Annotated in this window: 17 protein-coding genes; 10 read left to right on the top strand and 7 right to left on the bottom strand. The window is 62.0% G+C overall.

What is annotated here, in order from left to right:
• Positions 1-315: 315 nt before the first annotated feature.
• A complete protein-coding gene (locus P9228_RS28325) occupies positions 316-783 on the bottom strand; it encodes a DUF995 domain-containing protein (protein ID WP_278056752.1) in 468 nt (155 codons plus the stop codon).
• Between the two features lie 513 nt (positions 784-1,296).
• On the opposite strand from P9228_RS28325, the gene P9228_RS28330 reads away from it, so the two are divergent.
• Genes P9228_RS28330 through P9228_RS28340 form a run of 3 tightly spaced genes read left to right on the top strand, consistent with a single transcriptional unit; the run spans position 1,297 to position 4,311 of the window.
• The gene (locus tag P9228_RS28330) at positions 1,297-2,214 is read left to right on the top strand and encodes a lysylphosphatidylglycerol synthase domain-containing protein (RefSeq protein WP_278056471.1); all 918 of its coding nucleotides are present in this window, start codon (positions 1,297-1,299) and stop codon (positions 2,212-2,214) included.
• A gap of 5 nt (positions 2,215-2,219) precedes the next feature.
• On the top strand, positions 2,220-3,296 hold the full coding sequence (locus P9228_RS28335) for a glycosyltransferase family 2 protein (protein WP_066995901.1): 1,077 nt from the start codon (positions 2,220-2,222) through the stop codon (positions 3,294-3,296).
• Between the two features lie 31 nt (positions 3,297-3,327).
• Positions 3,328-4,311 (top strand): NAD-dependent epimerase/dehydratase family protein, encoded by a 984-nt coding sequence (locus P9228_RS28340; RefSeq protein WP_278056754.1) that lies wholly within the window; start codon positions 3,328-3,330, stop codon positions 4,309-4,311.
• 28 nt (positions 4,312-4,339) lie between these two features.
• On the opposite strand, the gene P9228_RS28345 is transcribed toward P9228_RS28340, so the two are convergent.
• The 3 genes from P9228_RS28345 to P9228_RS28355 all read right to left on the bottom strand — a co-directional run bounded on the left by P9228_RS28345 (position 4,340) and on the right by P9228_RS28355 (position 8,484).
• Positions 4,340-6,754, bottom strand: a complete 2,415-nt coding sequence (locus P9228_RS28345) for a sulfatase-like hydrolase/transferase (RefSeq protein ID WP_278056756.1) — start codon at positions 6,752-6,754, stop codon at positions 4,340-4,342.
• A gap of 334 nt (positions 6,755-7,088) precedes the next feature.
• On the bottom strand, positions 7,089-7,829 hold the full coding sequence (locus tag P9228_RS28350; protein ID WP_127335067.1) for a sulfotransferase domain-containing protein: 741 nt from the start codon (positions 7,827-7,829) through the stop codon (positions 7,089-7,091).
• 139 nt (positions 7,830-7,968) lie between these two features.
• Positions 7,969-8,484, bottom strand: coding sequence for a hypothetical protein (locus P9228_RS28355; protein WP_245307730.1), 516 nt, complete (start codon positions 8,482-8,484; stop codon positions 7,969-7,971).
• 232 nt (positions 8,485-8,716) lie between these two features.
• Here P9228_RS28355 and P9228_RS28360 point away from each other — a divergent pair, with 232 nt between their 5' ends.
• Together P9228_RS28360 and P9228_RS28365 are read left to right on the top strand one after the other, a co-directional pair.
• A complete protein-coding gene (locus P9228_RS28360; protein ID WP_278056758.1) occupies positions 8,717-11,392 on the top strand; it encodes a DUF6212 domain-containing protein in 2,676 nt (891 codons plus the stop codon).
• 237 nt (positions 11,393-11,629) lie between these two features.
• Positions 11,630-11,920, top strand: coding sequence for a hypothetical protein (locus P9228_RS28365; RefSeq protein ID WP_141247041.1), 291 nt, complete (start codon positions 11,630-11,632; stop codon positions 11,918-11,920).
• A 22-nt stretch (positions 11,921-11,942) separates the two neighbouring features.
• Here the strand turns inward: P9228_RS28365 and P9228_RS28370 are convergent, their stop codons facing one another.
• On the bottom strand, positions 11,943-12,953 hold the full coding sequence (locus tag P9228_RS28370; RefSeq protein WP_278056459.1) for a glycosyltransferase family 2 protein: 1,011 nt from the start codon (positions 12,951-12,953) through the stop codon (positions 11,943-11,945).
• A gap of 249 nt (positions 12,954-13,202) precedes the next feature.
• Here P9228_RS28370 and P9228_RS28375 point away from each other — a divergent pair, with 249 nt between their 5' ends.
• Both P9228_RS28375 and P9228_RS28380 read left to right on the top strand, forming a co-directional pair.
• Positions 13,203-16,400 (top strand): DUF6212 domain-containing protein, encoded by a 3,198-nt coding sequence (locus tag P9228_RS28375; RefSeq protein WP_278056761.1) that lies wholly within the window; start codon positions 13,203-13,205, stop codon positions 16,398-16,400.
• An 89-nt stretch (positions 16,401-16,489) separates the two neighbouring features.
• A complete protein-coding gene (locus tag P9228_RS28380) occupies positions 16,490-17,260 on the top strand; it encodes a hypothetical protein (protein WP_278056763.1) in 771 nt (256 codons plus the stop codon).
• A 194-nt stretch (positions 17,261-17,454) separates the two neighbouring features.
• On the opposite strand, the gene P9228_RS28385 is transcribed toward P9228_RS28380, so the two are convergent.
• Together P9228_RS28385 and P9228_RS28390 are read right to left on the bottom strand one after the other, a co-directional pair.
• The gene (locus P9228_RS28385) at positions 17,455-17,904 is read right to left on the bottom strand and encodes a DNA polymerase III subunit chi (RefSeq protein ID WP_066995722.1); all 450 of its coding nucleotides are present in this window, start codon (positions 17,902-17,904) and stop codon (positions 17,455-17,457) included.
• Between the two features lie 7 nt (positions 17,905-17,911).
• Entirely contained in the window at positions 17,912-19,438 is a 1,527-nt protein-coding gene (locus P9228_RS28390) for a leucyl aminopeptidase (RefSeq protein WP_278056765.1), read from the bottom strand.
• A gap of 348 nt (positions 19,439-19,786) precedes the next feature.
• Between P9228_RS28390 and lptF the strand changes: the two genes are divergently transcribed.
• The 3 genes from lptF to P9228_RS28405 are packed head-to-tail and all read left to right on the top strand — an operon-like array spanning position 19,787 to position 24,485.
• Positions 19,787-20,986: an LPS export ABC transporter permease LptF gene (gene lptF / locus P9228_RS28395; RefSeq protein ID WP_067330299.1), complete on the top strand. Its 1,200-nt coding sequence runs from the start codon at positions 19,787-19,789 to the stop codon at positions 20,984-20,986.
• A 2-nt stretch (positions 20,987-20,988) separates the two neighbouring features.
• On the top strand, positions 20,989-22,071 hold the full coding sequence (lptG, locus tag P9228_RS28400) for an LPS export ABC transporter permease LptG (protein ID WP_127246208.1): 1,083 nt from the start codon (positions 20,989-20,991) through the stop codon (positions 22,069-22,071).
• On the top strand, positions 22,071-24,485 hold the full coding sequence (locus P9228_RS28405; RefSeq protein WP_066995713.1) for an LPS-assembly protein LptD: 2,415 nt from the start codon (positions 22,071-22,073) through the stop codon (positions 24,483-24,485). The genes lptG and P9228_RS28405 overlap by 1 nt, the downstream gene beginning before the upstream one ends.
• Positions 24,486-24,614 lie beyond the last annotated feature (129 nt).

The following is a 24,614-nucleotide window of genomic DNA, read 5'->3' on the forward strand; positions in this document are numbered from 1 at the left end:
CCCCCCCCCCCCCCCCCCCCCCCGCCGCGCGGCATGAACGCCGCGGAAAAACGCCAGCCTGCACGGCTGGCAGTCGTCCCTGTGAGTACTGTGTCGGGGCGTGGGCTCGCTGAGCTGGGTTGACGGCTTGTCTCAGCGAGCCTCTTAGATTTGATACGCCGGGACAATTCCGAGCGGAAACTGCTAGAGCAATTCCAGGACGTGTGCAGCGGTTTTCCGTCCGGAAATTGCGTGAGCAAAGAGATAGAGCGGGTCGGCGTTTCCGTGAAACGGCCAGCCGCTCTAGGCATTTTCCTGGACGTGCGCCAGCAGCGACTAACTCTTGGGATCGACCAACTTGCGGGCCTTTTCGAAATCGACGCTCCTGGTATCGCCCGCCTGAATTTTCTTGAACTCGTCGGCCGAATTGTCCGAAGCGTGCCTGAAGCTGTACCACCGGCCATCCGGATCCCTCCGTTGCTGGACGGTCCCGTTCAGGACGCGATGGCTGAAACAGGTGCGGATGGGCTGTGCCGTATAGGCCGTGGACCGCCAGACGAGCTCCATGCACATCTTGCCATCATTGCTGAGATGCCATGTACCTTCGGCGAAGGACGTTGAACCAGGCTTGGACGTCCAGGCACGCATGCGCCTGTCCTGGGCGAAATAGGCGGCTCCGTCCTCCCAGTTCCAGGTGCGGTCGGCATAGAACAACTGCAACTCAAATGCCGTCGGCGTGGTGCCTGCTTGTGCCGCTGCCGGAGACCCAGCGCCGCTTGCGTGAGCAACGCCGGACAGCGCCACTCCACCGCAGAAGAGCAGAAGCATCAGGTCCGCGCGCCGCGCAGAACGACGGCACCTCACGCTCCGCGCTGGTCTGGACGGCAATATTTTTCGAACTGCAGGAATGATGAGCGATAACATTTCGACGACGCCTTTCGATCTGGCGTCACTACCCAGATTGGGTATTCGATCCCAATGCGCAGCTACCGCCCCCACGTGATATTAACTGCCGCTCGAGGAATGGTGTCAACCTTCCCGTCGCAGCGAGCCAAGATCGCCCGCGGACGGTGATTGCGGCCGCGCCAAAGCTTGTGGATGGGCAAGCCGCTGGTTTATAGGATCGGCCGCTTATGATGGAGCAGAAACGTTGAACGGGCCGGCGACCACGGAAGGGCTCGGAATCTTGGCGCCTCGCCAGGCCATTGGAAGCCGGCAAGGGAGCCGGCGGCCTGGAGCGGTCCCCTGCCGTGCGGCCGATTTGGAAATCGAAGCAATTACCCGGAATGCGGCGGTCGACGCCATTCGGAGAACTGGTTGAAAAGAGCATTCTCGATAATCGTCACACTGGCGCTGCTGGCCTGGCTTGCGGCAGACTCGCGCTGGAAGATGGTGGGCGACGCCTTCGCCAGCATCACGCCCGGCGCCTTCGCTGCGGTGACGCTGGCGCTGTTCGTCACTTATGTGCTGCGCGCGCTGCGGGTCTGCGACGAGTTCCGCGACGAGGTGAACGGCCGCTTCGGCGCCTGCCTGCGCGTCATCCTGATTCACAACGCCATGATCAACGTGGTGCCGTTCCGCGGCGGCGAGACCGCCTTCCCGCTGCTGTTGCGGCAGGTGTTCGGCATCTCGATCGTGCGCGCCGGCGCTTCGCTCCTTTGGTTCAGGCTGCAGGACGCCTTCGTCGTCGGTGTGCTCGCCTGCCTGGTGTGGCCCGGTCTTCACCCGGCCCTCAGGGCCGCGGGCATCGCGGCGCTGATTGCCGCCGCCTGGTATCTGCCGCGCTGGGCGCGCGCGCCGCATGACTGGGCCGGGCGCGGCAGCATCGTGTCGAAGCTCGGCAAGCTGCGCGATATCTTCACCGAGGCCACGGGGCGCTCCCGCTACGGCTGGTGGTGGACGGTCGCGAACTGGACGCTGAAGCTTGCCGTGCAGGGATGGCTGCTCGCCATGCTGCTCGGCACCTCCTTCCAGACTGCCTTTCCCGGCGCCGTCGGCGCCGAGGCCGCCGCCATCCTGCCGGTGCAGGGTGTCGCCGGTTTCGGTACCTACGAGGCGGGAGCCGCGGCCGCACTGCTTTATTCCGGCATCGCCATGAAGGACGGGCTGCAGGCGGCGCTGGCGCTGCATCTGTTCATCCTCTGCTCGGCCGTTGCCACCGGTGCGATCGCCTGGCTGTTTCCCTCGAAATCGACGCTGCCGGAGACGCCGGCTACGGGACCCGCAAGGAAATGACCGCCATGGACATGCTTCCCATTCCTCAGTCGGGGCTGCCTGCCGGTGCCGTCATGCCCGAGCACCAGCTTTCCATCGTCATCCCGATGTATAACGAGGCCGACAACGTCGAGCCGCTGATCGTGCGTATCCACCAGGCGATGGAGAACTACAGCCAGCCCTGGGAAGTGGTGCTGGTGGACGACGGCAGCACCGACGCCACGCCGAATGAAATTCGCCGCCTGGCGGCCGAATACGGTGCGCATGTGCACGCTGTGGAGCTGGTGCGCAACTTCAAGCAGACGGCGGCCATGCAGGCCGGCCTCGACGCTGCCCGCGGCGATGTCATAGCGACGCTCGACGGCGACCTGCAGAACGATCCGTTCGACATACCGCGCATGGTCTATCGACTGCTGACCGAGGACCTCGACCTCGTCGCCGGCTGGCGCAAGAACCGTCAGGAGGGTTTCTGGATGCGCCGGCTGCCGTCACGCATCGCCAACTCGCTGATCGCGCGCGTCACCGGGGTTCGGCTGAAGGACTATGGCTGCAGCCTCAAAGTGTTCCGCGGCAGCGTCATCCGCAGCGTCAGGCTCTATGGCGAAATGCACCGCTTCATCCCGGCCTGGCTGGCGACGGTGACGACGCCGCGCCGCATCGCCCAGGAGGTGGTGACCCATCACGCCCGCATCCACGGCCAGTCGAAATACGGCATCTCGCGCACCTTCCGCGTGGTGCTCGACCTGGTCTTCATGTTCTTCTTCATGCGCTACCGCACCAGGCCCGGCCATTTCTTCGGCGGCATCGGCATCGTGTTCGGCGTGCTCGGCTCGCTGATCCTTGCCTACCTGTTCAGCTTGAAGGTGTTTTTCGGACAGGACATTGGAACGCGCCCGATGCTGTTCACCGGCTTCTTCCTGGTCATCGCTGGCCTGCAGATGGTAACGTCGGGCGTACTCGCCGAGATGCTGTCGCGCGTCTATCTCGAGGCCAATGTTTCGCTCGCCTATGTGGCGCGCCCGCAGCCCGCGCCTGGCGAAGGTGATGGCTGGCGTTGGCCGAGCCCGCCGGCGCAAGCCAAGAAAGCCCCGAGACGGAAATGATCCCGCCCCTGCCCTCATCCGAGGTCCGCGCATGACCATCCTTGTGACCGGAGCCGCCGGCTTCATCGGCAGCCATGTCTGCGAGCGCCTGCTCGCCCGCGGCGACGCCGTTGTCGGCGTCGACAGCATGAACGCCTACTACGACCCGGCATTGAAGGCGGCACGGCTCGCCCGGCTTTCCGGCCGGCACGGATTTTCGTTCCAGCAACTCGACATAGCCGAGTCGGGCGCGCTGGCGGCGACGCTCAAGGGAACGCTGCTGAGCGGCATCGTGCATCTCGGCGCCCAGGCGGGCGTGCGCTATTCGCTCGAAAATCCGCGCGCCTATATCCACGCCAACATCGCCGGCCACCTGGAGGTGCTGGAGCTCTGCCGTGCATCGCCCGAGATCAAGCATCTGGTCTATGCCTCGTCGAGCTCGGTCTATGGCGGCAACACCAAGGTGCCGTTCGTGGAAAGCGACCGCGTCGACAATCCGGTGTCGATCTACGCGGCGACCAAGAAGGCGGACGAGCTGATCAGCTCGACCTATTCGCATCTCTTTGGGCTGCCGCAGACGGGCCTGCGCTTCTTCACCGTCTATGGCCCCTGGGGACGACCGGACATGGCGGCCTGGATCTTCACCGAGGCGATGCTCTCCGGCAAGCCGATCCGCGTCTTCAACCATGGCGAGATGTGGCGCGATTTCACCTATGTCGACGACGTTGTCGAGGGCGTGATTGCGGTTCTCGACAAGCCGCCGGCGGCCGGCCGCGAGCGCCACCGCATCTACAACATCGGCAACAGCCAGCCGGTGCATCTCGGCCGCTTCATCGAGACGCTGGAAGGGCTGCTCGGCGTGAAGGCCATCCGTGAGGATCTGCCCATGCAGCCCGGCGATGTCGAAAAGACCTTTGCCGACACCAGCGCGCTAGAGCGCGACATCGGCTTCAAGCCGAAAGTGCCGATCGAGGAAGGACTGGCGAAATTCGTCGACTGGTACCGGCGGGAATGGCGGCCGGAGGGCAAGCTGTAAAGCGAAGCGCTGCCGCCGATGCCCTGCCCTACATGCATCCTTCGATAAACGGACCGCTGACCCATAGCGAGCCGTTGGTATACATGGCGGTTCCGCTGTCGTCGGTGTAGCCATGGGATTGCTCGTCGACGTGCAGCTTGCCGTTGGGCACAAGCTGCCCGTTCACTTTGATGGTCTTGATGAAAAGGTTGCGATCGCCGGGCCGGCCGTCTCCGGCCCACTGGTCGTTGACATAACGAATTTCGATCGTCTTTGGATTGGGCACGCCGCTAAGGTCGATGTGGAACGGTTGCGCCTCGACGGCCGCCTCCGTCAGTTCCGCCACGCGCTGCTCGCCTGTCGAGGCCTTGCTCTCCTTGCCCTGGACGGCGATCTCGCCAAGGCGCTTGCCGTCGGCGAAGACGTCGAAGCGAGGCTGACCCTGGTAGTCGGTGCCGGCCGCGTCGATCTCCAAGCTTGTGGCTGTGCAGTGCCCCGCGTCTCCGGCCGCGTTGGCGACAAGTGTGGCTATGCGCCGCTTTTGCGATTGCACCCAGCCGGCAATCGGCTGCAGCAGCGCCGTTCGATCGCTCAAGCCTTCTTCGAATAGGTTCGTCTTTTCGCCGGGATCGGCCTTAAGGTCGTATTCCTCGACCTTGCCGGTGGTAGCGTTGAAAATCACCTTTCGATCATTATCGCGATAACCGAGCAAGGAGCCGGCCCACGGATTGAAGAAGAAGGTCCTGTTTGGCCGTTGCTCGCTGAACAGGCTGCGGCCCTGCCACTGCTCGGGCAATGGCAGTCCCAGTATGTCCATGATCGTCGGAGCGATGTCGACGATGCCGCCGACCGGATGCGCGACTTCGTCATGGAAAAGGTGCTTGTTGATCATTATCAGCGGAATGTGGACGTTCTCGTCGTAGATCGCGGTGGCATGGACGTAGTCGCCATGTTCTCCGAACGCCTCGCCATGATCGCCAAGGACGACAACCAGCGTCGAATCGAGCTTGCCGGACTGCTTCAGTGAATCGAGGATTTCACCGAACGCCGCGTCGCCGACCTTCAGGGCGTTGAGATAGGCATTGAATTTTTCGTCATCGACGTAGTGCACCGGCCCGATGTCTTTGGCGGAAGGCACCATCTTCGAGAACATCGGGCTGCCGGTGATGTACGGATAATGCGTCATCGCCGTGAACATGATGCCGAAGAAGGGCTTCTGCGGATCCTTCTTCATCCAGTCGATGATCGTTTGGGCCGTGCAGAGGTCACTGTTGTAGTCCATGTTCTTCCACTGCTCGGTACTGAGCTTGAAGGTCGGGGTGGCGCATTTCTGCCCCCGATAGTCCTGGATGGCGTCCAGTCCCTTGTTGAGCAGGAACTCGTCCACACGCTGGAAACGGGAATCGGCGCTCCAGAAGAACCCGGTGCGAAAATTGTGCTTGGACAGGGTGTTGGAGATCGTCTCCAGCGGCAGGTACGGATATTTGGCGGTCATCCCGTAGAATGAGATGTCGTTGTACATCGAGGTCAGCAGCGAGAAGATCGAGTAGTGCGTGGACGGCGCATGCGCATAGATCTTGTCGAACCGAATGGAATCTCCGGCATAGCTCTTTATGTTCGGCGTGATTGGATACTGGCCGCCAAAGGTCTCGATGTATTTCGACGGCACCGACTCCATCATGAAAATCAGCACGTTCTTGATCGGATTTGGCGTCGGCGCCTTGAAGCTTGAGGTTTCCGCCGGACGCTCCCCGACGCTGGCGACATCGGGATCATCGCCGCCGGCGCTCATCGCAAAAGTCACCGGCGTCGAACTGAACCACGCCGACTGAACGAAATACACGATAGGATTGTCGACCTTGGATGCTGGCAGCGACTGAGCGCGCACATGATAGCCGCTGCCGACCAGGGCCGCGCCAACGCACAGAACCAAAGCGATGAGAAACCTCTTGCGGCCTGCGGAACTCAGCCGCTGGCACAAACTGCCCGCGGCGTAGCCGAGGGCCAGCACCAGAACGATGGACCCGAAAAGGATCGCGGCATCCCTCACGTTGAGGGCATCGCCCATCGCGCTCTTGGCGTCGGCATTCTGCAGGAAGTCGCCATAGACCAGCCACTGGAAGGTGAAAGGCTCACCCAGCATCTTGACGAGATTGATGTTGGCAGATCCCCAGCCGAGCGACACCAGGACCACGAGATAGAAAAGGGAGGCGACGGCCGCGGATGCGAGCCGGCTTGACTTTGTAAGGAAGAGCAGGATCAGCGTTGCCGCCGTCACCGATGTGATGAGTATCAGGTCGTAATAGCTTGCCGCCAATCCCATGGGAATGGACGCCAGGCCTCCCTGAAATGTCGTTTGCGGATCGACGATTACGGCCCGGTAGATGCCCAGCAGAAGCCATAACCACAGGCTGGTGCAAATGACGCGCAAGGACGTCCGCGTGAAGCGAAGTTCCTGCGTCAATGCAGGTTTCGTCCTCGATCCCGTCTGGCCGCCCTCGGACCGGCTCGCCGAGCCCATACCGCCGCCGATACTCATGAGATTGCCCACCGCCAGTTTGTGCTCCGGCCAGAAACCACGGCCGGCAGCTTTCAAACCCCGTGCGCAAAATCGGTTCGGGGCAGGAAAGAGTCAACAAAATCAAGTGTGCGTTAACGACGTCTCTTCAGAACTGGTTAACCGCAAACATTGAAAGACGATGGGCTTGCCAAAGCGCCGATCAGCATGGAAGCGGCCAACTTGCGGCAGCGAAGAAGGCTGAGACCGTGTTGCGGGCCGGCCCGGCTTCATTCCGACGTCAGCCGAACGCGTACAGATCGTCCGTCGAGACTGCCCTGAAATAGGTCACGAATTCCCAGTAATTCTCGATGCGGTCGACGAAAGGCCGCTGCGGCGGCTTCAGGATCTCGGTCTCGAAGTGGTCCAGTCGCTGGGAACCGCCGAGATAGGCAATGATTGCATTGCCAACCAGTGGATCGCCGATGTCGCTATAGTGGATCGGGAAATACGGCTGTCGGGTCTCGAACAGCACCGATCTGATCTTTGCGCGAAACAGATTCAGCTCGCGCAGAAACGCGTTGAAACGTTCTATGTCGAAATGCACCTTCTTTCTGGGGCTGTCGGCTGCGAACCGGTCGGTGGCATGGACTGTCCATACTCCGGATGCTTCCGCTTCGAGCAACGAGACGAAGGACGCGATCGGATTCCTGACAAGCCAGAGCTTCTTGACGCTTTCATCTTCCAGCACGGGGAGTATGGCCGCGCGCGTCTGGTCGGGAAATATATGAAAACCGATGAAGCGAGCCGACTGATCGTCGAAGATGCGCGCGATGAACTGCTCCGGCTCGACATCTCGCAAATCGACCCGATCGCGCGGCAGATCGATTTTCTCGTGATAGTCATGGCGCAAGCCGACGAAGCTCGGATTGAAGATTTCCCCGTGCAGCACCATTCCGTCATACTGGTTGAGATGGCGATTGAGCGCTTGAGAACCGGTTCGTGGCGAAGCGATCAGCACGAACTTCTGACAAGACTGCATTCACGCCACACCCGTTGGAGTTTGCCCGAACATACACAAACGACCTCTCCGTTCAAATGTGAGCGGCCGCTTGAAACGGCAACGGCGGGCGCCCTGAAGCACCCGCCGTCGTCGGTGTCCCAGCAACTTGCTGCGGGGTTCAACCGCCGCGCAGGCGCGTTGGGCTGAGGCTCGCAATGGTCGAACGCTGTTCGGCGGGACAAGTCGGCAGGAACCGGCTCGCATCCGCATAGGTCATGGTGGTGACGGAGTTCTTCAGGCCGCCGCGCTTGGCGATCCAGCCGCGAACCCAGCCAGGGTAGTTCTTCATCATGAAGTCGGCCGCGACCTGGTTGCCGCGCACCCCGGCGCCATACGGCAGGTGGAAGCCGAACGATGCGTTGCGCGTGACGCAGACCTTGCTCTTGGGCATCGCCAGGTAAAGCGTGCAGGCCGAATCGCACGCACCGTTGAAGCGCACGAAACCGCCGCTGCGGCGCATCTTCAGCATGCGGATGGCATAGTCGATTACATAGCCGCCGCGGTCGCCGCTGATCGTCTTGACGTAGCCCTTGCCGAGATTCATGCGCGGACGCAGCAATTGGTCTGCCGAGCTCGTCGAGATCATCGCGCCCGTCAAGGCGAGCGCAGCGAGAAACTTCAATATCGTTTTCATTCGCGCCTCCTGCTATGCCGTGAACGGTTAGCCGGGACGCGTAAAGATTGGTTATGCCGTGTCGATAAACTTGTAACAATCGCTTGATTGCACAGTCTTTTTAGGAAGCCGCTTGATTGCATTGGTTTATCAACGGCGCAGAAGGATGATCACTGAAAAGTAAATCCGGCATGGTCAAAGACCAGAGAAGCGTGGAAGCCTTGCCGGTCGATTTGGGTCAGAGGAACGTTCAATGACCGCTGCAAGCAAGCCGAAGCCGGAAGGCGGTCGTCGCCGCATCTGCGTGGTCACGCCTGCGATCCGGCGCGACGCCGATAAAGACGATGCCTCGGCGCCCGGCGAACTTGCCAGGCTCTTCGCCGAAGACGGAGACGACGTCACGCTGCTGTGGGTTGCCGGCCGGGACGTGCCATCCACGGACGAGGTCGCGGCCCGCCGGGCGGAGTTCGGGGCCGCCTCGGTCAAACTGGAGGTTCTCGACCGGTCCGACCAGCTGCTTCCCTCGCTGGCGACGCCCGAAAGCCGCTCCGCTGCGCTGCTGCATTATCTCGAGCGGTGCAGTTACGATCTGGTCTACGCGCCGTTGGAGGGTGGCCTGCCCTACTTCACCCTGCTCGCGGCTGAGACCGATGCCTTCGCCACGCCGCCGATCGTCCTCCTTGCCCGCGCTCCGCAAGAATGGGCGCATGAAGCCGACAAAACATTCATGGGCAGCACCGAGGCGATCGCCACGGCCTACATGGAAAAGTACTGCGCCGAGATGGCCGACAGGACGGTCTGTGCATCCGCCGCCCTGCGCCAATGGATGCTGTCGAGAGGCTGGAAGGTGAGAAAGGCGACGGTGCTGCCGCCACCGCTTCGGGCCGTCCGGACCGAAGCGCCGCAGCCACCCATCGCGAGCAAGGCGCGTGAGCTTGCCGCCCTGGCCGGATCGCGCTTTCGTGACGGGCTGACGCTGCTCTGCGACGCGCTCGACATCCTCGCGCAATCGGCGCCCGAAGGGCTGACCCTCACCGCGTTCGGTCCATTCGGCAAGATCATGGGCGAGCACAGCGGCGGACTGCTTCTGCGGCGCGCCGAACGTTGGCCGTTCCGGCTCAAGCTGTTGCCGCGCGCGACCCTCGAGGAGAGGCTCGACTACCTCGCACGCAGCGGCGCCTTGGCCGTTGTCCCAAGCCTTGCCGCATCGACCGGCGAGGCCGTTGGCGCATGCACCGCGGCAGGGCTGCCCTTCGTCGCAACCAATGCCGGCGCGAATGCCGAAGCCTGGAAGGCTGAAGCCGGCCAGCCGCCGCTGGTCGAGCCCGACGCGGCGCAATTGGCGGCCGCCATGCTGGCGGCGCTCGAGAAGCCGCCCCGGCCACGGCGGATCGATATGACGGGGCCCGGCCGCAAGGCATGGCTGCATACGCGCCCTCTGCCCGCTGCCCGGAAGCGCATTCGCAAGCGGCCCCAACCGGCGCCCCTGGTTTCGGTGGTGATGGCGCATCGCAACCGGCCGCTCTATCTCAAACAGGCCATCGAAGCGGTCGAGGCGCAAACCTACGGCAATCTTGAACTGGTGCTGGTCGACGACGGAAGCGATCTGGAAGAAGCCAGGCAATTGCTGGATACGTTGGAACCAGGCTTCCGTAAGCGCGGATGGAGGATCCTGCGCCGGCCGCACAAGCATCTTGGCGCCGCCCGCAATGCCGGAGTGCGCGCCGCGCGCGGCGAGTTGGTCCTGTTTGTCGACGACGACAATGCGCTTTTTCCGGAAGCCGTCGAGCATTTCGTCCGTGGCATGGCGGCATCGGGCGCGGACATCTGCACGGCCTTCCAATTGCTCTTCTATGAGGATTTCGTGCCCGAGGACCGGGCCGACGGCCTGATCCAGTATCTGCCGCTTGGCGGCCCCGACGCACTGGGCCTGATCCACAACGTCTATGGCGACGCCAATGCGATGGTGCGCCGGTCTGTTTTCTCGCAGATCGGATTTTGGCTTGAGGATCCCGGCTATGCCATGCACGACTGGGAGTTCTTCGCGCGGGCCTCACTCGCCGGGCTCAAGCTCAGGCCCATTCCAAAGCCGCTCTACTGGTACCGGTCGAAGCCGGACGGCATGTTCCGCACGTCGAATTGGTACGACAACCGCTTGCCTGTCCTGGAGGCGTTGCGGACGCTGCGATCCGATGACACCCGGCTGCTCCACCAAATAGCCATCGCGCAGAACACGGCGCGTTCCGAAGTCGACAGCGCGCGCGAGAACCTGAAATATAAGCCTGCCGATCGCAAATATTTGGCTCTCAGCGACCTCGAGCCGAACGGCAAGGCAGCGATCGAGACGCTCGCCGGCATCGCCGCTTCGGTCGGCCGCCACGATACTGCCACCGCCTTGCTTGGAGACGGTCTCGGCAGGCCGCAGCCAGACGCATCAGGCAGAGCCGTGGCGGCCGGCGCTTCAGGCGCGCTCGCTTACGACGTGCTGAGGAGCGCAAGGCTGCTTACGCCGCGCACTGCAGCGCTGCCGTTGTTGCTGGTGGCGCCCGACGGCGGCGGCGTGTTCCTGCGCCCGCATGCGGAGGGTGCGGTCGCAGCATCGATCGATCATCAATTCCCGCCCTTCTTTCGCAGAATAGAGGCCGCCATCGAACTCGCCCATGCCGAGGCTCCGGCAATCGCGTTCGGCCTGGCGCTCGCCCGCCCGGACCGGCCTATAGACTGGCAGCAGGATGTCGGCGCGCAGACAATCGGCTTTTCCGGCTGGATGACGGTCCGCGACAGATTCGTGCGCCACGCCTTGGCGGCGACGGTCAATGTCAGGCGCAAGATGCCGCTTTCGATCGTGCTCGCAGTGCGCTTCGCGGAAGGGCCGAACGGTGCTCCGAGCAACGCCTTCTTTCGGACGCTGACGGTGTTCAGCGACTAAAGCAGGACGTTCGAAATCTGAACTCGAGATGCTGACCGTTCGCCTGTTTTTCGGCGCCGCATTTGTGCGGCCACGACGCGATTCAGCCCCATCGGCGAGAAATAGCCTTCACAGGCCCAAGCAGCGGCTCAAAGTTAACCATCTCTCAAGCCGATTTCTTCCGATATGGTTGACAAATTGCTAACAAATGAATAGTATCAACAGCCTATGGGGTATGTAGTGGCAAGGGTGGGCGTAATGCGTAAGATACAGTCGCTACTTCTGGGCGGACTCAGTCTGCTCGGGTTGAGCGTCGCGTTTTCGAATGCGGCGCAAGCGCAAATCGAAGTTGCTCCAATCAAGGAAGCCGAGCTCGCCTGCGAGCAGGCCCTCAAGATCGGCACCATCGAGGCGCTAGAGGACTACCTGCATCGTTATCCGAATGCGCCAACGGCCTGCAAAGCGCTTGCTTTGAACAGCTTGTCGCAGTTTGGAACCGGTGGTGGAAACGGCAACGGTGGAGATGGTGGCGGCCGCTACGGCGGATAAAGCGCCGATTTTCTCGAAAATGTCAGGCGGACGCGCCGTCGCGAAGGCGGCGCGTCGCTTGCTTTGACACGAACTCAGCGTAGCGATCCGAGGTTTTCATCCAGCCGAGCTCCACGAGCTGCGCGGTATCGCGATAGCGCACGGAACGATGGTCGCGGAGCGCCAGCTTCGGGTTTCGCTCCAGTGCTTCCATGTAGGCTGCACGTTCCTCGAGCCCTTTTTCCTTGACTTGTGCATTTTCGCTCAAAGAGGACGCCGATTTTTGGCGAAAACCTGACACGAATTTGAAATGCAGGAGCGCGCTGCGCAACTCGCTGAAATTGACCTCAGTGATCGCGTGCTGCGCGACCTGATAGGATCTGCCTCGCTCCCATCGTACGATCGGCACCTTCGTCAAACATGGGGGAAGCGTCTGCTTGAACCTACCGTGCCAGAAGGCGCGTTCCCTAACGCCGCCGAACATCTGCTCCGGCGGATGCCTGCCGTCGCGGGCTCGCATCCATCCCGGCTTCGGATCGAAGTAAGGTGAAGCCTCGACAGGCGGGACTGAGCCGTCATAGCTGCATTCAGCCAACGGGCCGTCTGCGTACATATCAACCAAGTTGCCTATTACTGCTTCCGCGCCGGTGGAGTCGAGATAGTCGCAAAGTTGGCGCAGACCTGCCTGCTCGCAGTCGGGATAAACAAGCAGCTCGTCTGAATCGACCGATACGCACCAGTGGCCGGTTCCGAAAACATTCATCAGCGTATTGACCCACCGGGGCGGATCGACGTTTTCGGCGAAATGCGACCCTTCCGTGTGGAAGCAGTGGCTGTCGGGCTGTTCCAGAATCAGCTCACGCGTCCCGTCCGTGGAGCCATTGTCCAGGAAGAAGAAACGGTCGACGCCGAGCTTGCGGTAGTGGTCGAGAAAATAAGGCAGCAACGTTGCCTCGTTGCGCAACCCGACAAAGCATAGGACTTCGCGTTTCCCCACTTCGGTCGGCAGGTCGTCCAGCCTTTCGAGGTGTCTTAGAAGCCGATGGCCAAGCATCTGAACGTCATCGATCCAGGTTGCGCGAATACGGATCCGGCATCGCGGCTCCGCAAATCGATTATCCCCGCGAGACGATTATCAAAGTGTTATCTTACTATTGGCAAGACTACCGGCGGCGGCTGATGATCGAGGGGTAACTCATTGAGCGTTGGTTCTAAGGCGCGGGCGACGTCGACCCGCAGGCGACAGGCAAGCCACAAGCCCCGCAATGTGTGTGTCGTTTCGGAAGTTGAGTTCGGCTCAACCGTGACAACAGATCCCGGTTCGGCGACCTACGCACTGGCCCAGTATCTGGCGCGAACCGGTGACACCGTTACGCTGCTTTGGGTGCCGGCGCCACTCGGGACCCAGCCCGATGAACACGAGATCGTCACGGTAGGCAAATGGTGTTTGGACAATTTCCTGGTGCGGCTGGAATTGTTGCCGCCGTCGCCCGAGCTGCTGCGCGGCCTGGAATCGAGCGACAAGAATTCGGTGGCCGTTTATCACTACCTGAAGCAGAACGATTTTGACGTCGTCTACTTTTCGCTCGAGGGCGGACTGGCGCATTTTCCCACGGTCGCCAAACGCACCGGCGTGTTTCCCAATCCTCCCACGATAGTCGTGCTCGCGCATGAACCCCTTAGATGGAAACTGGATGCCAACGCCAGAATGGTCGACAAAAAAGAGCAGATTACCGTCTGCCATATGGAAAAGAAGTCTGCCGAAAACTGCGACCATCTCGTCGCTACCGGCCAGTCCGTGCTGGACTGGATGGTTGAGGCCGGATGGCGATTGCCCGCCAGCCATCATGTCGCCTCACCGCTGGTACCAGAGGAATGGCGCACGAACTTTGCCGTGGATCACTACAGGCCGCGAACGCGTCCCGCTGCCGAAGTGGTCCATTTCTCCGGCACCGAGGAACGCAGCGGATTGATGCTGTTTTGTGACGCGCTCGATCGCCTTGCCGATAAGGGCACAGCCGACCTGACCGTGACGGTTATCGGCGCATTTGGTCCTGTGCTGGGTGAGCACTCGGGGGGCATGGTCGTCCGGCGCGCGCGGCACTGGCCGTTCAAGCTGAAGCTCCTGCCTATCGAGGACAGGCCGCAGATCTTCAAGTATCTCCGTCAGAGCCACGCTCTGGTCGCACTCACACACACGGCCGCCCAGCTTCCACTCGATGTGGCGGCTTGCCTCGATGAGGAAATCCCATTCGTCGCGACTGATGTCGGCAGCATACGGGAAACGCTTGATCCCAATTCGGCTGATACTGTGCTGATGAATGCGTCTGCCCCTGCGATAGCGGCGAAAATCTCATCGGCCCTGGAAAGCCGATCATTTGGCCCGGCGAAGCCGTTGCGAAACAGGAAAGCGCGCGAGAAAGCCTGGGCCGCGCTGCATGCAAAATTCTGCAAGCGTCCCGCCGAGACAGCCACCCGCGGCCGCACCCAGCAACCGCTCGTGTCGATCATCACTGCCTTCTACAATCGGGCGCGGCTGCTGCCGCAGGCGGTCGCGTCCGTTCGACGCCAAGACTATCCAAAAATCGAATTGATCGTCGTCGATGACGGCAGCACCGATCCGGACGCGATCCGGCTGCTGGCAGAGCTCGAGCCGGAGTTCAAGCAGCGTGGCTGGCGGATCATCCGGCAGAAGAACGGTTTCCTCGGCAAGGCGCGAAACGCCGGGATCCGTGCCGCCAAGGGCTCGTTGATTCTATTCCTCGACGACGACAACGCGCTGTTCCCGAATGCCGTCAGCACGTTCGTCTCCGGCATACAAAAATCCGGCGCCGATATCTGCACGACTTTTGCCAAGTGGTTCAACGAGTCCTTTGCGCCGCTCGATACGAAAAGCGGCTACATGCGCTACTTTCCCGTAGGCGGACCGGCCGACATCGCCTTGATCACCAATCCCTACGGCGATGCCAATGCCATGTTCCGGCGGGAGGTCTTCGACAAGATAGGCTATGTGAACGAAGAACGAGGATTTTCCGCAAGCGATTGGGAATTTTTCCTGCGCGCGGACCTGGCAGGTCTGGAGATCGTCCCCATTCCCGAGCCGATCTACTGGTACAAATCGGATCCGACAGGCATGAACCTGAATGCCGAGTGGGTGAGGAATCGCAGGCCAATCATCGATGCGTTTCGAAAGCACAAATTCGCCCGGACGGACTTGTTCGTGCAGTTGGGCATTAGCACGAACACCGCATACTATGAAAAGGATCTCAACCTTCGAAATTTGGAGTTGCTGGTTAACGACGAGCGCTACGTCAAGCTGAGCACGGGTTCGGCAAGCGGCGCCGACGCATTGCAGCTGCTGGCAGCAATTGCCGCGCGCGAAGGAAGGGCGGACACCGCGATATCACTCCTCGCCTATGCGGGGCGTTCTGATTTCACCTTGGGCGTCGTGGACATGCTCGATGCGGCGGCCAACGATGCGTTGTCCGAACTGAATTCATCGCTTTATCGCGACCAGTATTTGCCCGCTGAGGCGTATCGTCTTGCTCTTGTCAGCTCTTACCCGAATGCCGATCCGGATCAACTGACCTACGTCGAACAGTCGCCGGATCAACTGTTTGTCGAAGCGAAGGGCGGCAATACGGCGATGGCGGTGTTGAAGGGGGTCTGTCCGGCGGGCGTGGTCAGTGCGGGTTGCTGGGTCTATCTCGATGAGGAAATCGCCGATCCTGCGCAGTTCCAGATTGCCATCGTAAACGCCGAAAACCGGACCGTCAGAGATCTCGCCAAAATACTTGAGAGTGGGAGCGGGAGTGGCTGGGCCGATGTGCGCCGAGCCCGCGAGGCACGCGAGATAAGGACGACAGCCATGCTGCCTGCGTCGGGCAGGCTCGATCTGCTGCTGGCGGTAAGGTGCAGCGGCAGCGGCCGGGCGGCGCGGGTGCTTGGAGGATTTTCAGGAATCCAGATCCGCAATGCCGTTCTGGCCGGCGCGAAGCGGCCTCGCCTCAGCGCGCCGCAACAGCGCCAGCGCATCCGCCGCATGAGCGACGATGAGCTCAAGCGTGCAACGCTCGTGACCGATTATCCTTCCGAATTGCCGACGCTGCTCGTTGCTGGGGATAATGGCGGCATATTCCTGCGACCGAGCACGCATGGCATTGTCGCCGCCGCCCTCAACTCCGCCTTCCCGGCCTTTGCCAGAAGCGTCATGGCGACAGTGGAGATCGCACACGAGGACGCGTCGCCATTCGAGTTCGCCATCGCTTTGGGCAGGCCGGAAGAAAAGCTGGTGTGGAACCACGACACCCCAACGGGCGTGCTCGCATTCTCCGGGTGGACGCGGGTTTCGAATCCTTTCGAGCTGCATGAGCTGAAGGTTTCGATCCGCGAGATCGATCGCAAATGGCTGACAGTCTATCTGGCCGTCCGGTTGCCCCGCGGCTCGAAGCCCATGCCCTCCAATGCTTTCTTTCGCAAGCTGCTGCTGTTGTGGGAATGAAGGCGACACCAGCCAGATCTCGCGAACGTTACTTTGCCACGGGGACGAGTTCGCTAATAGAATAGGCTAATTCGAGAGGCACCAAGAAGATGAGAAATACACTCAGCCTTGTTCTGGCCGTTGTCACACTTGCGGTAAGCGCGATTTTTTTCGGAGCGACTGCCCAGGAGCGCGACATTGGGCCGAAATGTATCCAGTGGCATTCGTACCGCGTCCTGTTCAAGAAGGGCGACGGCAGGGTCACCGACGAAGCAGGGAAGAGTTTGGCAGCCTTCGTCAAGGACGCAGGGCGTGACTGCGGCTACAGGGTTTATGCGACCGCCAGCAAGGAAGGCCGGAAAGCGTACGAAATAGCCGGCCGCAGGCTCGACGCAGTCAGCGATTTCCTTACGACCCAGGGCGTCAAACCGGAAATGGTGCTTCCGGTCCAGCACTGGGTCGACGACGGCGCCGCCGACACGAAACAGGCGCGGAGCGCCATCGTTTACACTCTGCCCAAGCAAGGGATCTCGTGCCGGCAGTATGAGAAGCGCAGTCCAGTACAGGTACAGCTCGTCTTCGACAGCAAGTCGTCCGTGATTTCACCGCAGGTCAAAAGCGAACTGGAGAAGTTCGCCAGCAGCGTCAAGGATTCGCGTTGCAACGTGGAACTGACGGCATTGGCTGCCAAGGAGTTTATCGGCGCCGATGCGGCAGAGACGAACAAGGACCTAGCCAAGCAACGGATCAAGGCAATCATGGACATCATGACCGCGATTGGCATCGACAGCGACCGCCTCATCGATACGAATGTTGAGTATGTCGGCGACAAGAAGCCGAATACCGCCAAAAACCGCATGGCCACCGCATCGCTGATGTAGCGCGCCTGCCGCCGGCGAATGTTACGACTTTGAAACGCCACCCGTGCTCGGTGGGGAAATGTCCGTCGAGCAAATCAAGAAGACTTGTCTTCAGGGTCAAAGTGCATATCGCCGGCCAAATCCACCGACAGGTGAAGGACCTTCCGCCCAGCACGAAAATCAACAAGGCGACGATAGTCGACCGCTGATCACTCTCACGCCTTGCGCTCCCAGCGACGGTCGGGCGTCTGCTGCCAGTAGGTCACCGCGTGGCCGGCTTCCTTCATCGTCTTCCAGTGGCTACGCGCGCCCTCGAGCTGCGCCGCGTCGTGGCCGTCGAACAGGAAGACGGCGCGCTCGTAGCCCGAAAGCTCGGGCGGGTGCGCACCATCGACCAGGAAGCGTATCTGGGCAGCGTTGGGGTTGCCCTCCCCCGTGGTGAGCAGGATCGGCTGCTCGGCCGGATAGGCTTCGCGGTCGGTGGCGTGCGCGAGGAAGGAGTCGTCGCGAAACGTCCACAAATGCTGGTCGAGCGCGTCCCGCCGTTCCTCCGTGCCGGTCTGCACGACCGCGCGCCAGCCGCGCTCGACACTGCGCTCGAGCAGGCCCGGCAGGGCTTCCTCAAGCGTCGATTCGGTCAGGTGGTAGAACAGGATGTCGGCCACGACAGCCTTATCCTTCGTAATGGTCGCGCACCAGCCTGTCGAGCAGCCGTACGCCAAAGCCGGAGCCCCAGGATTGGTTGATCTCGCTCGCCGGCGCGCCCATCGCGGTGCCGGCGATGTCGAGATGCGCCCAGGGCGTGTCCTTGACGAAACGCTGCAGGAACTGCGCGGCGATGATGGCGCCGCCATAGCGGCCGCCGATGTTCTTCATGTCGGCGTTCTTGGACTCGATCAGCTTGTCGTATTCGGCACCAAGCGGCATGCGCCACAGCCGCTCCTGCGTCGCTTGGCCGGCGCCGAAAAGCCTGCCGGCCAGCTCGTCATCGTTGGAAAACAGGCCGGCATAGTGCTGGCCAAGCGCGACCATGATGGCGCCGGTCAGCGTCGCCAGATTGACCATGAATTTCGGCTTGAAGCGATCGTTGGTGTACCAGAGCGCATCGGCGAGCACCAAGCGGCCTTCTGCGTCGGTGTTCAAGACCTCGATGGTCTGGCCCGACATCGAGGTGACGATGTCGCCCGGGCGTTGCGCATGGCCGTCGACAGCGTTCTCGACCAGGCCGATGACGCCGACGATATTGGCCTTGGCCTTGCGGGCGGCCAACGCACGGATCAGACCGGTGACCGCGGCGGCTCCGCCCATGTCGCCCTTCATGTCCTCCATGCCGGAGGCCGGCTTCATTGAATTGCCGCCCGTGTCGAAGGTGACGCCCTTGCCGATGAAGGCGATCGGCGCGTCCTTGGCCTTGCCGCCCTTCCATTGCATGACGGCCATGCGGGCGCCGCGCGGCGAGCCCTGCGCGACGCCAAGCAGCGAGCCCATGCCGAGCCTTTTCATCTCCTTCTCGGTGAGGATCTCGACCTCGACCCCGAGCCCTTCCAGTTCCTTCGCGCGAGCGGCGAACTCGACCGGACCGAGCGTATTGGCCGGCTCGTTGACGAGATCGCGCGCAAGCAGCACGCCTTCGATAACCGCCTCTTCCGCGGCGAAGGCCTTTTTGGCGGCGGAAGGGTCGGCGCAGTGGATGGTTATCTTGGCCGGCTTTGCGGTTTCGGCCTTTTTGCTCTCCGCCCCCTTCGCGTCGGATTGGCCGTCTTCCTTGTCCTTCCTGGTCTTGTATTTGTCGAAGCCGTAGCTGCGCAGGAGGATGCCGGCGGCAAGGTGCGCCGCCTGCCTGCCGTCCGGCTGGAGGTCCGGAAGATCGAGGATGACAGCGACTTCCACAGCCTTGCGCAGCGCGGCGGCAACCGCGCCGCCGAGCTTCAGCCAGGCGTAGTCGTCGAGGCTTGCGACCTTGCCGGCGCCAACCGCCACCAGCCGGTCGACAGAGGTTCCTTCCGGCGCCAGCACTTCCACCGAGCTCGCGAACTTGCCGGAGAAATCGGCGACCGGAAACGCGCGCGCCAATGCGCCAGCCGGGTCGCAGGCCTTCGCGGCATCGCCAAGGCCGCCGCCGTCGGCCGCAAGCACGAAGACGCTGCCTTTCTTAGGCGCGGCGAATTTGGCGAAGGCAATCGAAGGTCTCGAAGTCATCAGATCCTGCTTCCGGGTGAGGCGCCGCGAACCGGCTTTCAAGCGTGCGCGACATTTGGTCGTTTTCGGCCATTTGGCAAGACTTTGGCCGAAATCGCTGTCTATATCGGCGCCGAAACCAACCAAGGATTCGTCGCGGCGGAACGCAAGCTTCATGCCGCAACATGTTGTTAACCATCAATGTTTCGCATTTCTTATTCATTGACGCGGAGACTCCGCCGCGCCGGGCGCGTGGCGTGGAGAGGACAAACCAGATGAGCCGCCTGTGGACCCGGTTGTGCAGCCGTCGGCGGATGACTACCTTGTCGGCGGGCATGATGCCGTTCGGCACAATCGAGAAAAGCCTTCATGAAGGTCGTTGAACGCTACATCATGCGTCGCGCTACGGCGATGTTCCTTGCGGCGCTGGCGTGGACACTGGCGATCGTGTGGACGACGCAGGTGCTCGCCAAGATCGACTTGGTCACCGACAGTGGCCAGTCGGCGTTGACCTTCTTCGAAGTCGCGGCCCTGATCATCCCCTCGATCGTCCCGATCGTGGTGCCGTTCGCGCTGGTGGTCGCGGTGGCGCAGACGCTGAGCGCCATGAACACGGATTCGGAGCTGGCGGTGATCAACGCCGCGGGCGCCTCGCGTTGGGCGATCGCGCGGCCGCTCCTTCTGCTGGCGCTGGCGGCCAGCGTCTTTTCCTTTGCCGTCGATAACGGCGTCGATCCCTATGCCAGGCAGAAGAACCGGCAGCTGGTGGCGGCCTCGCGCGCCGACCTTCTGTCACTGATCATCCAGGAAGGCACGTTTCGTAAGATCGACGACGGCCTGTTCCTGCAGATCGGAGAACGGCTGCCCGACAACAAGCTCGGCGGCATCTTCGTCGCCGATTCGCGCGAGGAAGGCGCCAACCTCACCTATTACGCAAAGACCGGCAGCATCGTCGAAAAAGGCGACGAGAAGGTGCTGATGATGAATGACGGCGTCATCAACCGCAAATCGGTGACCGGCGACCTTTCCGTCATCCGTTTCACCTCCTACGCCTTCGACCTGTCGGCCTTCATGTCGGCGGCGAACGAGATCACGCTGCTGCCCAAGGACCGGACGACGTCATACCTGCTCGACCCGGATCCCAACGACAAGATGTACCAGCGCAATCCGGGCAGCTATACGGCCGAGGTCAACCAGCGCTTCTCCGAATGGTCCTATTCGCTGGTCTTCGCGCTGATCGCGCTTGCGGTCGCGGGCGACGCGCGCTCGCACCGCGAGGCGCGCATCCATCCGCTGATCACGGCAATCGCTATCGCCCTTTTCGTCCGCTGGCTTGGCTTCTTCGCCGCCGGCAAGGCCGACAAGGTTTGGTACTACGCCTATATGGTCTACGCCGTTCCGATCGTGGCGTCGGCGGTCTCCGCCTGGTTCATCGTATCGTCGCGGAGCATGGAACTGCCCGCCGCCTGGGCCGACTGGATGACGAATCTCGCCGGCCGCGTGAGCGAGGGCTGGACGGCGCTCAAGCTGTGGCTCGCCCGGCGCGGCACCTCCGGCCAGGGAGCCTGACGATGGGCTGGACGCTGGGCCGTTATTTCTTCTTCCGCTACGTGTCAATCACCATCTGGTTCTTCCTCGGCCTTTTGGCGCTGGTGTTCCTGATCGATTTCACCGAACTTTCGGGCCGCACGACCGGACTGCCGGGCTTCACCTACGGCACCGCCTTCGCTATTTCGGCGCTCAGGATGCCGATGATCATGCTGCAGACGGTGCCTTTCGTCGGGCTGTTTTCGGCGATGGCAACGCTGGTGTCGCTCAACCGCCGCTACGAGCTTGTCATCGCGCGCTCGGCCGGGGTTTCGGCCTGGCAGTTCCTGTTCCCGTGCTGCGTCGGCGCGCTGATGTTCGGCCTGTTGTCGGTCGGCGTGCTCAACCCGATCGCCGCGCACGGCTTTTCCTGGTCGGAGCAGATGGAAAACCAGCTGCGCGCCGGCAAGTCTAACGCCGTCACGGAGGACACGACGCCCTGGCTGAGGCAAAAGACCAACTCCGGCGACACCATCATCGGCGCCCGCGCCATCCTCAACCAGGGGCTGGAAATGGCGGACGCGGTATTCTTCGTCCTCGACCAGCAGGGCAACATCGTCGAGCGCAAGGACGCCGCGCGCGCCTTCCTGCGCGACGGCTACTGGGAATTGCAGGACGTCAAGCTGTTCAAGGACGGCAACATCCGTGCCGAGACCTCCGACCGCGTGGCCACCAACCTCAAGCCGGAATTCGTGCAGGAACGCCTGGCGCGCCCGGAAACCATCCCGTTCTACGATCTGCCGGCAAAGATCGAGGTTGCCCGCTCCTTCGGCCTCAAGGCAAATGCCTTCGCCATGCAGTTTGATTCGCTGGTGGCGCTGCCGTTCCTCCTCGTCGCCATGACGCTGATTGCGGCAACAGTTTCAATGCGATTTGCGCGGATGGGGCAGTCGGCGACGATGATTCTGGGTGGCGTCCTGGCCGGCTTTCTGCTTTATGTCGTTTCGGTACTGGTCAAGGCATTCGGGGTCGCCGGATTCGTGCCTACAATGGTGGCTGCATGGGTTCCGGTTGTCGTGGCTATGTTCTTCGGGGTGACTTTTCTGCTATACAAGGAAGACGGCTAGTGAGGGAGGCTGGTTTGCGCAGCCATAGGCAGGCCGGCCTGGCACGCCTTTATGGGGCGACAGCCTTGGCATGTTTGTTCGCTTGCGTGGTACCGACGGTGCCGGCGCTGGCGCAGACCATCACGGCGAAGCCTGTTCCCTCCGGCACACAGATGCTGCTGGCCGCCGATACGCTCGTCTATGACAACGACAAGCACACGGTGACGGCCGTCGGCGGCGTGCAGATCGACTATGGCGGCAACAAGCTCGTCGCCCAGCGAGTGGTGTACAACCGCGATACCAAGCGCCTCGTCGCCAGCGGCGCCGTCGAGCTCATCAACAGCGACGGCACCAAGATCAATTCCGAGCATATCGACATCACCGACGATTTCGCCGACGGCTTCGTCAACGCGCTGCGCGTCGAGACGGTCGAGAAGGCCTATTTCGCCGCCGAAAGCGCCGAACGCATGGGCGGCGTGCTGACGACATTCCACAACGGCATCTACACCGCTTGCGAGCCTTGCGAGGACAAGCCCGACTCGGCGCCGACATGGCGCGTCAAGGCGAGGAAGATCATCTGGAACGGCGAGAAGAAGACGGTTCGGTTCGAGAATGCGAATTTCGAGTTCTTCGGCTATCCGCTTGCCTATTTGCCAGCCTTCGAGATCGCCGACCCGACGGTCAAGCGCAAGAGCGGCTTCCTGATCCCCGGCATCGTCTACAACAACAACCTCGGCGTCGGCCTCAAAGTACCCTACTATTTCGCGCTCTCGCCGACCTATGACCTGACCGTCACCGGCAGCGGCTACACCAAGCAGGGCTTCCTCGGCGAGGCCGAATGGCGGCAGCGCTTCAACAATGGCGAATACAGCCTGAAAATCGCCGGCATCAATCAGCAGGATCCGGACGCCTTCATCGGCACGGGCAATCGCTTTACCGTCGATTCGGGAGAGCCAAACGATCCCAACAAGTTCCGCGGCATGATGGGCACCAAAGGCCAGTTCGCCATCAACGAGCGCTGGAACTTCGGCTGGGACGTGCTGCTGCAGACCGACAAGAATTTTTCGCGCACCTATAACATCGACGGCTACAACGACCTCGTCCACCAGTCGTCGATCTATCTGACGGGCCTGAGCGACCGTAATTATTTCGACGTCAGGGCAATGCGATTCGAGGTGCAGGAAGACACGCTGTCCAGCGACCCGACGGCGCGCTCCGCCAAGCAGCCCTGGGTGCTGCCGTCGTTCGACTACGCCTATATCCCCGACATGTCGGTGGCGGGCGGGCAGTTGTCGCTCAACGTCAATGCGCGCGTCATCAGCCGCGACCGGCTGGACGCGGTGCTGGCCAATCCGCTCGACGACACTTCCATCAACAACGTGCGCGGCCTCGAGGGCCAGTCCAGCCGGCTGACGGCGGAGGCCGAATGGAAGCGCACCTTCACCACCGATGACGGACTGCAGCTGACGCCGCTGCTCGCCTTCCGTGGCGACGCCGGCTATGTGTCGACCACATCCGAATCGCTGGCGGCGGTCAACCAGATGGCGGCGAATCTCGGCGAGGATGTCGACATGCGCTCCTCGCTCGCCCGCTACATGGCCACGCTCGGCCTGGAGATGCGCTGGCCTCTCCTGTTCTCGATGTCGAACTCCAGTCATGTCCTGGAGCCGACAGCGCAGATCTTCGTGCGGCCGAACGAGCAATATGTCGGCGGGCTGGCCATTCCGAACGAGGACGCGCAGAGCTTCGTCTTCGACGCCACGACTCTGTTCGAGCGCGACAAGTTCTCCGGCTACGATCGCATCGAAGGCGGCACGCGCGCCAATGTCGGCTTCCGCTACTCCGGCGCCTATGGAAACGGCTGGGGCACCAACGCCATCTTCGGCCAATCCTACCAACTGGGCGGCGAGAACTCCTTCGACGCGCCGGACCTCGTCAATGTCGGCGCCTATTCGGGCCTGCAGACCGCCAAGTCCGACTATGTCGGCCTCATCGGCTTCAACAGCCCGAGCGGCTTCTCCGGCTCGCTCAGCGGCCGGTTCGACGAGCAGACATTCGAGGTCAGGCGCGCGGAGATCAAGGCGGCCTATTCCGGCCTGCCGGTTTCGCTCAGCGCCAAATATGCCTTCATCCAGGCGCAGCCGCTCTACGGCTTCGCCACGGACCGCCACGAGGTCACGCTCGGAGCCTCTACGCACCTGGCCGAGAGCTGGCGGGTCTTCGGCACCGGCACCTACGATCTGGAGACAAGCGTCCTGGTTAAGGACGGCGTCGGCTTCGCCTATAACGATTCCTGCTTCACCTATGTGATGACGTTCTCGCAGACGCGCGATACGGTCACCAAGGAGGTGTCGCAGAATATCGGCTTCAACCTGTCGTTCCGCACGCTCGGCGATTTCGGCTCGTCGACCAGCGGCGTCGACACGATCCAGTAAGCGGAGGCAGCGCCGGTCACGGCGTGCGCCGTCGCTGGCGTGAAGCTTGGTTTGGCGCGTGATCCTTCGAAAGTGGGCCGATTCTCGGGGGCATGCGCCGGCGACATTGTTTCGCCGCATAGGACGGGC

The sequence above is a fragment of the Mesorhizobium sp. WSM4898 genome (assembly GCF_029625845.1).
GTDB lineage: Bacteria > Pseudomonadota > Alphaproteobacteria > Rhizobiales > Rhizobiaceae > Mesorhizobium.

Bases quoted from the DNA above. Each gene is read 5' to 3' on its own strand.
- P9228_RS28335 (WP_066995901.1), top strand. From the start codon at position 2,220: ATGGACATGCTTCCCATTCCTCAGTCGGGGCTGCCTGCCGGTGCCGTC.
- P9228_RS28340 (WP_278056754.1), top strand. From the start codon at position 3,328: ATGACCATCCTTGTGACCGGAGCCGCCGGCTTCATCGGCAGCCATGTC.
- P9228_RS28350 (WP_127335067.1), bottom strand. From the start codon at position 7,829: ATGCAGTCTTGTCAGAAGTTCGTGCTGATCGCTTCGCCACGAACCGGT.
- P9228_RS28355 (WP_245307730.1), bottom strand. From the start codon at position 8,484: ATGAAAACGATATTGAAGTTTCTCGCTGCGCTCGCCTTGACGGGCGCG.
- P9228_RS28360 (WP_278056758.1), top strand. From the start codon at position 8,717: ATGACCGCTGCAAGCAAGCCGAAGCCGGAAGGCGGTCGTCGCCGCATC.
- P9228_RS28365 (WP_141247041.1), top strand. From the start codon at position 11,630: ATGCGTAAGATACAGTCGCTACTTCTGGGCGGACTCAGTCTGCTCGGG.
- P9228_RS28370 (WP_278056459.1), bottom strand. From the start codon at position 12,953: ATGCTTGGCCATCGGCTTCTAAGACACCTCGAAAGGCTGGACGACCTG.
- P9228_RS28380 (WP_278056763.1), top strand. From the start codon at position 16,490: ATGAGAAATACACTCAGCCTTGTTCTGGCCGTTGTCACACTTGCGGTA.
- P9228_RS28390 (WP_278056765.1), bottom strand. From the start codon at position 19,438: ATGACTTCGAGACCTTCGATTGCCTTCGCCAAATTCGCCGCGCCTAAG.
- lptF (WP_067330299.1), top strand. From the start codon at position 19,787: ATGAAGGTCGTTGAACGCTACATCATGCGTCGCGCTACGGCGATGTTC.
- lptG (WP_127246208.1), top strand. From the start codon at position 20,989: ATGGGCTGGACGCTGGGCCGTTATTTCTTCTTCCGCTACGTGTCAATC.